This is a genomic window from Nocardia sp. CC201C (assembly GCF_030010695.1).
In the GTDB taxonomy this organism is placed as follows: Bacteria; Actinomycetota; Actinomycetes; order Mycobacteriales; family Mycobacteriaceae; genus Nocardia; species Nocardia otitidiscaviarum.
In genome coordinates, this window is the sequence record NZ_JASCXP010000252.1 from 1 (window position 1) to 10,670 (window position 10,670).

General features: G+C 71.2%; 9 protein-coding genes. 7 read left to right on the forward strand and 2 right to left on the reverse strand.

From position 1 onward, the window contains the following. Positions 1-308: 308 nt before the first annotated feature. The 3 genes from QK444_RS23570 to QK444_RS23580 all read left to right on the forward strand — a co-directional run bounded on the left by QK444_RS23570 (position 309) and on the right by QK444_RS23580 (position 2,359). Entirely contained in the window at positions 309-1,211 is a 903-nt protein-coding gene (locus QK444_RS23570) for a hypothetical protein (RefSeq protein ID WP_282783753.1), read from the forward strand. A 96-nt stretch (positions 1,212-1,307) separates the two neighbouring features. Then, positions 1,308-1,700, forward strand: coding sequence for a hypothetical protein (locus QK444_RS23575; protein ID WP_282783755.1), 393 nt, complete (start codon positions 1,308-1,310; stop codon positions 1,698-1,700). A gap of 32 nt (positions 1,701-1,732) precedes the next feature. Next, positions 1,733-2,359, forward strand: a complete 627-nt coding sequence (locus QK444_RS23580; RefSeq protein WP_282783757.1) for a MerR family transcriptional regulator — start codon at positions 1,733-1,735, stop codon at positions 2,357-2,359. An 18-nt stretch (positions 2,360-2,377) separates the two neighbouring features. On the opposite strand, the gene QK444_RS23585 is transcribed toward QK444_RS23580, so the two are convergent. Continuing rightward, on the reverse strand, positions 2,378-3,739 hold the full coding sequence (locus QK444_RS23585) for a wax ester/triacylglycerol synthase domain-containing protein (RefSeq protein ID WP_282783759.1): 1,362 nt from the start codon (positions 3,737-3,739) through the stop codon (positions 2,378-2,380). A 241-nt stretch (positions 3,740-3,980) separates the two neighbouring features. Here QK444_RS23585 and QK444_RS23590 point away from each other — a divergent pair, with 241 nt between their 5' ends. The 3 genes from QK444_RS23590 (at position 3,981) to QK444_RS23600 (ending at position 6,367) form a co-directional block, all read left to right on the forward strand. Continuing rightward, positions 3,981-4,676 carry a hypothetical protein gene (locus QK444_RS23590; RefSeq protein WP_282783761.1) on the forward strand — a complete coding sequence of 232 codons (696 nt, stop codon included), beginning with the start codon at positions 3,981-3,983 and terminating at the stop codon, positions 4,674-4,676. Positions 4,677-4,968: 292 nt separating this feature from the next. Continuing rightward, entirely contained in the window at positions 4,969-5,646 is a 678-nt protein-coding gene (locus QK444_RS23595) for a GNAT family protein (protein ID WP_282783763.1), read from the forward strand. 190 nt (positions 5,647-5,836) lie between these two features. Continuing rightward, positions 5,837-6,367 carry a hypothetical protein gene (locus tag QK444_RS23600; RefSeq protein WP_282783765.1) on the forward strand — a complete coding sequence of 177 codons (531 nt, stop codon included), beginning with the start codon at positions 5,837-5,839 and terminating at the stop codon, positions 6,365-6,367. A 144-nt stretch (positions 6,368-6,511) separates the two neighbouring features. Here the strand turns inward: QK444_RS23600 and QK444_RS23605 are convergent, their stop codons facing one another. Further along, complete coding sequence (locus tag QK444_RS23605) at positions 6,512-7,024, reverse strand: hypothetical protein (protein WP_282783766.1); 513 nt, start codon at positions 7,022-7,024, stop codon at positions 6,512-6,514. 175 nt (positions 7,025-7,199) lie between these two features. Here QK444_RS23605 and QK444_RS23610 point away from each other — a divergent pair, with 175 nt between their 5' ends. Then, positions 7,200-10,547 (forward strand): BTAD domain-containing putative transcriptional regulator, encoded by a 3,348-nt coding sequence (locus QK444_RS23610; RefSeq protein WP_282783768.1) that lies wholly within the window; start codon positions 7,200-7,202, stop codon positions 10,545-10,547. The last annotated feature ends 123 nt before the right edge of the window (positions 10,548-10,670 follow it).

The window sequence follows — 10,670 nt, forward strand, 5'->3', positions numbered from 1 at the left end:
GACGTGGGCAACGGGGGGTGGTACATGGAGTCTCCTTCCCAGCGGATAGCTTCAGAAGGCTCAGTGTCAGCAGAGCCGGCAACTGTTACATCGACATCCGACGAACACATCCGGCTTCCGAGCCACCGGCAGCATCACCGCTCACCCGCCCAAGATCAACCCGCTTCTCCGGTGGCGATGACAGCATCAACCTTCCTGGACGCGGCACAGCGGGCCCGAACCGATCGAGCGTATTTCGGGTCGGTTGACGAGACTGCGAAAAATACTCGGCTGTAGCGTTTTTCGGGAATTCCTGTCAGCGTGGGGCGATGGATGCCGGACAGCTGACGAGACAGATTTCGTATATCGGGTCGGGGCCGTACTGCTACGCGAACGGACTCGCCATGGTGATGGGGGAGGCGGCTCTCGGTACGGCGGTGATCGAGACCGTGACCGGGAGTCCGTTCGGAATGCAGGTGGGGGACGGGGTCGCGTTCTTCGATCCGGGTGGATGGAATCCGGAGATCGGCGTGGCGGAGGCGCTGGCGGCGTTGGGGTGGCGAGCCACGGTGACCAGCGGGGACGATCCCGTGGGGCGGCTCGGAGCGGCGCTGTGCGGCGGGCCGGTGTTCATCGGTCCGGTCGAGATGGGGTATCTGCGGTACCAGCCGGAGATGCGCGGGCCGATCGGGGCTGATCACTTCCTGGTCGTCGTCGACATGGACGAGGACGGGGTCACCGCGCACGACCCGCAGGGATATCCGTACGCGCGCATCGGGATGTCGGACTTCCTCTCCGCGTGGCGCGCGGATTCGGTCGACTACGGCCAGCCGTACACCATGTACACCGAGTTCGAGCGGACCCGCGTGGTGAGTGCGGACGAGGCGGTCGCCGCCTGTCTGCCGCGGGCGCGGGAACGTTTGGCGGGCAACGGCAGTTCGGACGCGGCGCGGAGGCTGGCGGCGATGCTGGCGGATGGGTGCCCGCCGGGGTTGCGGGCGCATCTGACCGCGTTCGCCGTCCGGGTGGGCGCGCGCCGGACCGCGGATGCGGCGGATTGCCTGCGCCGGATCGGATACGGCGGGGCGGCGGCGGCCATGGTCGAGCAGGCGCGGCTCATCGGATCCCTACAGCATCTGCTGGTGTCGGAGCGGGATCGGGCGGCCGCCGAGGTGGTCGGCGAACTCGGGTCGACGTATGAGCGACTGCGTGCGGCCCTGCGTCAACGCTGAGTAGGCGCAGGCTCGGGGCGGACCATTGCCTCCAGCAAAGCGGATAGTGTAGCTTTTTATTATAGAAAGTTTAGCTATCCATATTGGAGGCTTGCCATGCTCAGGTGGCTGTTGACCATTGCTGCGATCTATCTGGCCGTCATCGGGTCGGCGCTGGTGCTCGTGCCGGTGCAATTCGGGGTGGAGGCCGTGCCCGCGGACGCGTCGCCGGAACTGGTGGCGCTGTTGCGGCTGTTGGGTGGGCCGTTCCTCGGGATCGCGGTCCTGAACTGGCTCTCGCGCGGCGCGCCGGCGTCGCCGCTGCGCAATGTCGTGGTGCTGGCCAATGCGGTCGGGTTCGGGGTGGTGGCGGCCAATGATGTGTGGGGGGTGTTCAGTGGGGAGGCGCGCGAGCTCGCCAAGGTGTTCCTCGTCGTGCATCTGGGCTTCGCGATCGCCTTCGCGGTGGCCTGGGTGCGGGGGCGGCGGGCGGTCCCGGTCGGGGCGTGAACGGAATACCGAACGAGAGGAGTGGCGGCGGGATGCGGATGGCGGAGTTGAGCCGGGAGTCCGGGGTGGCGATCGCGACCATCAAGTACTACCAGCGGGAGGGGCTGCTTCCGCCCGGTGAACTCACCAGCCCCAATCAGGCCCGCTACGGCGCGGCGCATGTCCGTCGGCTCAAACTCGTTCGCGCACTGCTGGAAATCGGCGGGCTGACCGTCGCGGCGGCGCGCGAGGTGCTCTCCGCCATCGAGGAGCCCAGGGTGTCGACCCACGACATTCTCGGTGTGGCCCAGCACGGCCTGCCCGCACCGCGCACCGAGGTCGCCGAGGCGGACCGGGAGTGGGCGGCGGGCCGGATCGAGCGGATCTGCGCCGAACGCGGGTGGACGCCGCCGCCCGGCTCCGCACTGGTCGAAGCACTGATCGGGGTGCTGTGCACCTTCCGCGAGGTCGGGCACGAGTGGGTGCTCGACGCACTGTCCGACTACGCCGCGGCCGCAGACCGGGTCGCCGCCGCCGATATCGACGGCGTCGCCCGGCTGGGAGCCACCGAGGCCATAGTCGAAGGCGCGATCGTCGGAACCGTGCTCGGCGATGCCCTGCTGGCCACGCTGCGCCGGGTCGCGCACGCGGAGATCTCGCGCAAACGCTTCGGCGGCTGAACGATCCGCACGCCAGCGCTAGTCCTCCGGGACCGCCGCGCCGAGCGCGGTGACGGCCCGGAAGCCGGCGGCCAGGCATTCGGTCAGCAGGTCCGGGTCAGTGACCGCCGCCGCATCGGAATTGATACCCACGCAACAGGTTTCGACATGCGAGACCAGTGTGACGTTCAAGGCGGTGCCGGTGGTGGGTCCGAAAGCGTAGATTCGCTGCACCTCGGCCCCGGCCACATACAGCGGCACCGGCGAACCCGGCACGTCCGAGGCGATGAAGTCGACATGCTTGAACATATCGGTGAGCAGCCCGACCGGTAGCCGGTTGAAGGTGGCCGCGACGGCATTGGACAGCGGTACGGCCGGTTCGTGCCGCCACCCCTCGACCACGCCGTCCAGGGCATGCATGAGATCGTCGGGCGCGGTGATATCGGCGGGAACGACGAAGCGGGCCAAGGAGATCCGATTGCCGCCGATCGGATCACCCGGATGGCGCAGGCTGATCGGCATGGCCACCCGCAGCCGCGCCACCGTCGCCCCCCGACGCTCGTGATAGGTGCGCAGCCCGATCAGCACCGCGGCGAGGAAGGCGTCGTTCACCGTGCATCCGGTGCGATGGGCGGCGCGGTGCAGCGTCGGCAGCGGCACATCGAGTACGGTCAACCGCCGCACCAGGCTCCGCTCGGTCATGAGCGGGGACAGCGTGGTGGTGACCGGCCGGGCCAGCCGCAGCAGTGAACGCGCCAGCGTGACCCCGTCACGGACCGCCCCGACCGGATTCGTCACCGTCCGCCGCGCGGCCGAGACCGCCGTCGCGACCCCGTCACGCACCAACTCGGTGCCGGTGGCCCAGTTCCACGTGATGATGTCGCCCACCGCGCCGTTCCCGTCCACCTCCGCGCTTTCCGCGAGCTCCGGCCGAGGTGTGCCCTCCCGCTCGAAATCCAGTATCTCCCCGGCGATCTGGATGCCGCCGACGCCGTCGGTCAGGCTGTGGTGCACCTTCAGCACGAGCGCGCAGCGCCCGTCGGCCAGCCCGCTCAGCACGGTGAACTGCCACAGCGGCCGGGCCGGATCGAAGGCCGCCATCGCCTCGGTGCGCGCGAACTCGAGCACCGCCGACAGATCCCCGGGTGCGGGCGCGGCCAGGCGGCGCACATGCCAGGACAGATCGAAGTCCGGATCGGGGAGCCAGCGCGGGGGCGTCAGCCGCAGCGGGGCCGCCACCAGCCGGTGCCGGAAGCGGGGTACCGCGTGGCTGGCGCGATCGATCATGTGCCGCAACCGATCCCGGTCCGGTTCGGAGTCGATCAGCAGCAGCGTGACGATCGTCGAGCGCAGTGCTGGATCCTGCTCCATGCTCCACGTGAAGAGGTCCGACTGTGTCATATGGGATTCGTGCGCGTCCATTGCCCGTCACCGTCTCGTCGCCTGCCCTGGTCGTCCGCGTCGCCGCCGGAAACCGACCACCACCCATACTGTGACGCCGATCACCGCCGACCGGGAGAGGCGAAGGTCCCCGCGCGGACGTCGGTCGTAACGGACCCGTGGATTCCCGTGTCGGAACCCGAACCCGGGCACGGCGGTCCGTACGCTCGGGCGTTGCCGACGACGAAAGGGGACGCCCGCCATGTTCGAGCGCACAGTGCAGAAGTCCATCGAGTTGCTCCTGCGCGGCGGCACCGGGGTGCAGGCACCGCTGGCGGCCAGGTACGTGGACCGGCTGCGGCGCAAGCACCCGAGCCGGTCACCCGAGGACATCGCGCGGGGGCTGGAGACGCGGTACCTGGTGCTGGTCACCGCCAGCGGTACGGTCGCGGGCCTGAGCGCGGCGGTCCCCGGCGTGGGCACCCTGATCGGCCTGGCGGTGAGCGGCGTCGAGTCGGTGTTCTTCCTGGAGGCGTCGGCGCTGTACGCGGCCTCGGTGGGCGCGGTGCACGGCATCGGTGCACTGCCGCCCACACAGCGTCGCGCCATGGTGGTGAGCGTCGTGCTCGGCGAGACCGGCACCGCGGTGATGGGCCGCAACGCCAGCCAGTCGGCGCGGGATTGGGCCGCCGTGGTGGCCGACCGGCTGCCGGTGGTGCGGAATATCGACAACGCGCTGGTGAAACGCTTCGTCGTGCAGTTCATCGTCAAGCGGGGTGTGCTGGTGTTCGGGCGGGCGCTGCCCGCGGGCATCGGCGCGGTGATCGGCGCGGTCGGCAACCGGGCGCTCGGCAAAACGGTGATCGCCAACGCGCGCAGCACCTTCGGCCCGCCGCCCCGCACCTGGGACGACGCCGCGTCCGGGACTGTCGCCGCGGGGACGTCCGCGCTGGGCTGACCGCCGTCGGGCTGACCGGCGCTGGGCCGACCGCCGTCGGGCTGACCGCCGTCGGGCTGACCGCCGTCGGGCTGACCGCCGTCGGGCTGACCGCCGTCGGGCTGACCGCCGCCGGGCGGGCCCCGAAATTCGTGTGTCGCCTGCCGTCCCGTGCGCAGGTGTTCCGTTATCGTTCACCTCACTGATTCACGCTGCTACTGGCGCGCCAGGGCTGGTTCGTCCTATCCGGAGCGGGTAGCCGGTGCGGCACCGCCCGACGCGACCCCCGACCGCTTCGAAAGATCGAGGGAACGTGCCTGTACCGGTCATTCTCGACGGCCGCGTCGTGCGGCTGGAACCCCTTGCGCCGCAGCATGCTCCGGGGATCGCGGAGGCGGCGGCGGACAATCGCGACGACTTCGCCTTCACCCCCGTTCCGCACGGGGTGGACGAGGCCATCGACTACATCGCCCAGGCGGTCGCCGGGCACGCCGCGGGCACCTCGTTGGCCTTCGCCATCGTCGCGCCGGGCACCGGGCGGGTGCTCGGGTCCACCCGATTCACCAGATTCGACTACTGGCAGGGGCCGGTGGTGTGGCCGCTGGTGCACGGGCTGCCGCCGGGCGATCCGCTGCTGGCCATCCCGGACGCCGCCGAGATCGGCAATACCTGGCTCGCGCCGGACGCGCGGGGAGCCGGGATCAACCTGGAGTCCAAACTGCTGCTGCTCGCGCACGCCTTCGAGGTGTGGCGGGTACGCCGCATCGCCCTGCGCGCGGATATGCGGAATCTACGGTCCCGCATGGCCATCGAGCGGCTCGGCGCGACCAGCGACGGGGTGCGGCGGGCGCATTCGCGCGGGCTGGACGGCGAGGTGCGCAGTACGGCGTTCTACTCCATCCTGGACGAGGAGTGGCCGCTGGTACGGGCCACCATCGAGCGGCAGTTGGCGAGCCCGCCCGCGACCCGGCGCGGATTGATCGACGCCTGACGAACGCCCGCGGCAGGTCATGCGACTCGACTATAATTCGCTGGTGTGCTCCGGTCGCGCTGCCGGGCGGTCTGCTGACCGCCTCCGGGTCCGCGGCGAGATATCGAATACCAGCTGACTGCACCACCCCGGGCCCGCCGCCCCGGGCGCGGACCGCACCGCGGGTTCCGCACAATCGAGGGAGAAGCGCATGCCCGATCCCATGACCACCAAAGTCTGCCTGGCCGACGGAGTCTCCGGCGCACCCGTGCTGAGCCTGTTCCTCGTCCCCGAACCCCGGGTGCCCGGCGGCAGCATGCTGCACCTGCTCGAACAGGACCCGTTGACCGGGCGGTCGGTGCGCCGTCCGGCCGCCGGACTGCTCGACCGGCTCGAGACCGAGGCTCCCGGCCGCCGCGCCGTCCGGGTGCGCTTCCTGGCCTTCGCGGCGGGCACCCCGGACCCGGCGCGCACGCACGCCATCCTGCACGACCACTTCATCGCCGACGCCCCGCCCATCGGACTCGACGCCACCGATCCCGATGAGCTGACTCGACTGGAGCTGCTGCCCGAGCACCGGCTCGGCGCCCGTCGCATCGACGACTTCCACGCGCACGCGGTGCGACGGGCGATGCTCGCGGTCTACCGCCACTTCGAGGTGGACCGGCGGATACCGCTGGTGTACCACGGCTACGCCGACCCGGTCGACGGCTGGTTCGAGAGCCCGGCCGCGCGGGCCTGATATACCGGCACGGCTCCGGGTCGACGGTTCGGCAAGCCCGGTGTCACGGTCGGGCGAGTCGGACCGCGGGGCGGCGCAAGCTCGCGGCGGCGACCGGCACATCGGAGCGCGGGCGGATGATCGCGAGGTGCTACGGCGGGCGACTCAGGTCGCCGGTACCAGGGTGTACAGCAGCCAGGGACGCGGTGGGGCCTCGAAGGCGAACGTGTGCGCGTACATGGCGCGCTCGTGGCCGGTCTCCGCATCCCGCACCAGCAGCAGTCGCTGCGCGGTGTCCGGGACCCGGATCTCCTCTCCCCACAGCTGATTCCAGTCCGGTGCGCGGCGGCACAGCGTCAGGATCTCCTCGATGCGGCCGGAGTCGGCCTGCGGCGCCGACTTCCGGAACCGCTGCACCAGCAGCTGCGCCTCGAGTTCCCATTCGACCAGCACACAGCGGGCCATGGGATCGAGCAGCATCCAGGTGAGCAGGTTGGTGCCGGGTTCGAGACCCGGGAACATCTCCGCGAAGGCGGTATTGGTGGCGACCACATCGCAGGTCGCCGGGGTGCGGTAGGCGGCGGGATATGGGAAGCCCTGTAGCACCGATAGTTCGGCACCACGCGGCTCCTCGCCGATCGACCGCGTGGTGGGCACGCGCAACCCGGACTGAGACACCATGGCAGTGTGCGGCATCACTCTTCGTGTCCACTTCGTATTCGGTTAAGTCGGATCACACCGATGAGACGTCTCGCAGAATTTCTGTCATTCTGTGTGTCGCAAGCAAGTCAATTGTCCAAGACGGCAGTGGTTACGGGGGTTCCGGCACGGCATGGCGGTCACACGGATCGGAGTGCTGGGACCTCTGCAGATCACCATCGACGGCCAGCGGGTGCCACCCGGCGCGCCCATGCAGTGTGCGGTGCTGGGACGCCTGGTCGCGGCCGGGGGCCGGGTCGTCCCCACCGACCGGCTCATCGACGATCTGTGGAACGGCGACCCGCCCACCAAGGCCACCGCCGCGCTCCAGGTCTACATCCACAATCTGCGACGTCTCTTCGAACCGGAGCGGCCGCGCCGGGCCCGTGCCCGCGTCATCGTCTCCGAATCACACGGGTACGCACTGAATCTCGAACCCGCGCAGGTCGACGCCTGGGAATTCGAGCAGCTGCTGCACGGGCACGAGGCCGCCCTGCGCGATCCCGCCCTGCGACCCGATCCACTCGAACAGATCCGGGTGCTCGACGACGCCCTGGCCTGCTGGCACGGCACCGCACTGGAAACTTTCCTCGGAATGCCCTGGGCGGCACAGGAAGCCGCGCGGCTGACCGCACTGCGACTCACCGCGCTGGAGCTGCGGGCACGGGCGGCGCTGGAGCTGAATCGGCCCGCCGAGGTGGTGCTGGCGCTGCGGCCGGTCTTCGAGGAGCATCCGGGCCGCGAGGAATGCGCGCGACTGCTCGCCCTGGCGCAGTACCGGCTCGGGCAGTCCCTGGACGCGCTCACCACGGTGCGCCGCTGCCGGGAATTCCTCAACGGCGAATTCGGGGTGGACCCCGGGCCGGCGCTGCGCGACACCGAAACCGCGATCCTCACCCACAAGGTCGGCGCCGATACCCCGACCGCGCCGATAACGGTGCGCGCAGCGCACCCGGATCCGCTGCCGGACAGTGGATATGCCGAGCAGCGGGCCGCCGTGCTGGCGGCGGCGGAGGCGGCGGCGCTGGGCAGCGTGGGCCTGGTCTGGCTCTCCGGTGAGGCGGGCGCGGGCAAGAGCACCCTCGCCACCACGGTGGCCGCGCAGCTGGCCGAGCGGGACTGGGCCACCGTCTTCGGCCGCTGCCCCGAGGTGGAGGACGCGCCCCCGGCGTGGGCCTGGGCCGAGGTGCTGGTCGAACTCACCGCCGCCGACCCCGACGCCTGTGCCGCCGTCGACGCCTTCACCCTCGCCCGCCGCGTGGTCCGACACTGTCGCGCCGCCGCCGGACCGGTACTCATCGTGCTCGAAGACGTACACGGCGCGGATACCGCCACCCTCCAGGTGCTGCGCCAGGTGGTGCACTGGCTGCGCGACCGCCCCGTGCTGATCATCGCCACCCTGCGCGGCACCGAAGCCGGTGCGGGAGTGCGCGATACCGCCGCCGCCCTGGCCCTGTTCACCGCCGACCGCATCGAACTCGACGGCCTCGACCTGAACGGCACCCGGTGGGCCGCGGTCGCCGCCGGACTCGTGGACGCCGACGACCAGCTGGTGGCGCTGCTGCGCCGCCGCACCGGCGGCAACCCGCTGTTCGTGCGCGAGCTGGCCAAACTCGTCGCCACCCAGGGCACCACCGACGCGCTGCCCGATACCGTGCGAGATCTGCTGGGCCGCCGCGTCGCCCAGCTGCCCGCCGCGGTCGTCGACCTGCTCGAACTCATGTCGGTCTGGGGTGAGGACTGCGACGTTCCCACCCTCGCCACCGCCGCCGGGCTCACGCCCGACCAGATCATCGACCGGGTCGCGGCGGCCGAACAGGCCCGGCTGCTGCGCACCGAGCGCGGCGGCCGCGTTCGCTTCGACCACGCGCTCATCCGCGAGACGGTGTACCACGGCATCCCCGTGCTGCGCCGCCTTCGCATGCACTGGGCGGTGTTCGAATCACTGTGCGCGCGGATCTGCGTTCCGGACTGCTCCGCCCTCACCGGACGCGACGCCGAAACCCTGGCGCACCACGCGGCGCTCGGCGCCACCGTCGAAACAGCCGAGCGCGCACTGCGTTTCGGTCGGACCGCGGCACGCCTCTGCGTGGAACGGCGCATGCGGGCCGACGCGGTGCGGCGCTGGCAGTCGGTGCTGACACTGCACGAACTGGCCGGGCACGACGGGGCCGCCGCCACCGACGAGCAGCTGTCGGCGGTATTGGAGGCGCGCTGCGAGCTCGTCACCGCCCTCGCCTACGACGGGCGGCACGAGCAGGCGCGGGACGTGCGCGAACACGCCCTCGATCTCGCCGACCGGCTCGGTGGCGTCGAACCGCTGGTCCGGGCCGCCACCTGCTGGCCCACCCCGCTCATCTGGTCGGCCCGGGACTGGCACACCGCCGATCCGCGGGTGCTGGAACCGCTGCGCATCGCCCGCGCCGACACCGGACTGCCGGTGCGCGAACGCATCCTGGTGCTGGTCACCACCGTCTTCCACACCGCGCTGACCGATCTCGGTGACGCCCGAGCCGCCGCCGACGCGGCCGTCGCGCTGGCCGAACCGCTCGGCGACGCCGATCTGCTGTGCACGGCCGTCAACGCCCAGGCGTTCATCGCGTTCGTGCGCGGCGGGTTCCTGCGCGCCGACGAACTGAAAAGTCTTGCGACCCGGCTACTGCTCGTGGCGGCCGCGGCCGAGCTCACCGAATTCCAGGCGCTGGCACGCTATCTGCTCTTCCGGGCGGCGCTGGCCGACGCCGATCTCGCCACCGCCGCCGAACATGCCGGGCGCGCCGCCGAATTCGCCACCGACGGGCAACTGCGCCATCTGCTCGACGCGCTCGTACCCTTCGAGTTCCTGCTCGAACTGGTACGCGGTGATATCGAGTCCGCCGAACGCATGCTGGGCGACTGGCACCACGAGGGTGTGCTCGGACCCGCGCCGCTGGCCACCCAGGCGCTGCCCGTCGACGATGTCACCCGCGACGCGGAGGCGCTGCACATCGGGCTGCTGCTGGCGCTGGCCTGGGTGCGCGGGGGCGACTTCTCCGCGCTCGCGGGCGCGCTCGGGGAACGCGCCGCCGTCGCGCCGGAGCTGTTCTCCTACGGCTACGCGCTGGCCCTGCTGCACTGCGGGGACACCGCGCACGCCCGGCGGGTGCTGGCCGCCGCGCCGCCGGTGGGGCCGCCGTTCTGGGCCACCTTCAGCATCATCCGCTCCCGGATCGCGCTGTTCCTCGGCGATACCGACGCCGCCCGCGAGCTCTACACCGCGCTGCTGCCGCTGGCCGGGACCATCGGCGGCCTGGAGACCGGCGCGTCGTTCCTGGGGCCGATGGACGCCGTACTCGCCGAACTGGCCGCCGCGCTCGGGGATACCGAGCGGGCCGCCGCGCATCGCGACGACGCCGAGCGCCTCATGGCCCGACTGCGCGAGGAGGTGGCCGCCCTCCGGGCCGATGTGGCACACCGGACGCCACCGCGACCGGGTGTAGGCGGGATGCCGTCGCGGCATTAGCCGCGCGGGACGCTGGTGCGATTGGCACGCGGGGCGCTGGTGCGGTTGCCGCGCGGGACGCTGGTGCGATTGGCACGCGGGGCGCTGGTGCGGTTGCCGCGCGGGACGCTGGTGCGATTGGCA

Excerpts from the sequence above, each read along its gene's own strand:
- QK444_RS23570 (WP_282783753.1), top strand. The coding sequence starts at position 309 with ATGGATGCCGGACAGCTGACGAGACAGATTTCGTATATCGGGTCGGGG.
- QK444_RS23575 (WP_282783755.1), top strand. The coding sequence starts at position 1,308 with ATGCTCAGGTGGCTGTTGACCATTGCTGCGATCTATCTGGCCGTCATC.
- QK444_RS23580 (WP_282783757.1), top strand. The coding sequence starts at position 1,733 with ATGCGGATGGCGGAGTTGAGCCGGGAGTCCGGGGTGGCGATCGCGACC.
- QK444_RS23585 (WP_282783759.1), bottom strand. The coding sequence starts at position 3,739 with ATGACACAGTCGGACCTCTTCACGTGGAGCATGGAGCAGGATCCAGCA.
- QK444_RS23590 (WP_282783761.1), top strand. The coding sequence starts at position 3,981 with ATGTTCGAGCGCACAGTGCAGAAGTCCATCGAGTTGCTCCTGCGCGGC.
- QK444_RS23600 (WP_282783765.1), top strand. The coding sequence starts at position 5,837 with ATGCCCGATCCCATGACCACCAAAGTCTGCCTGGCCGACGGAGTCTCC.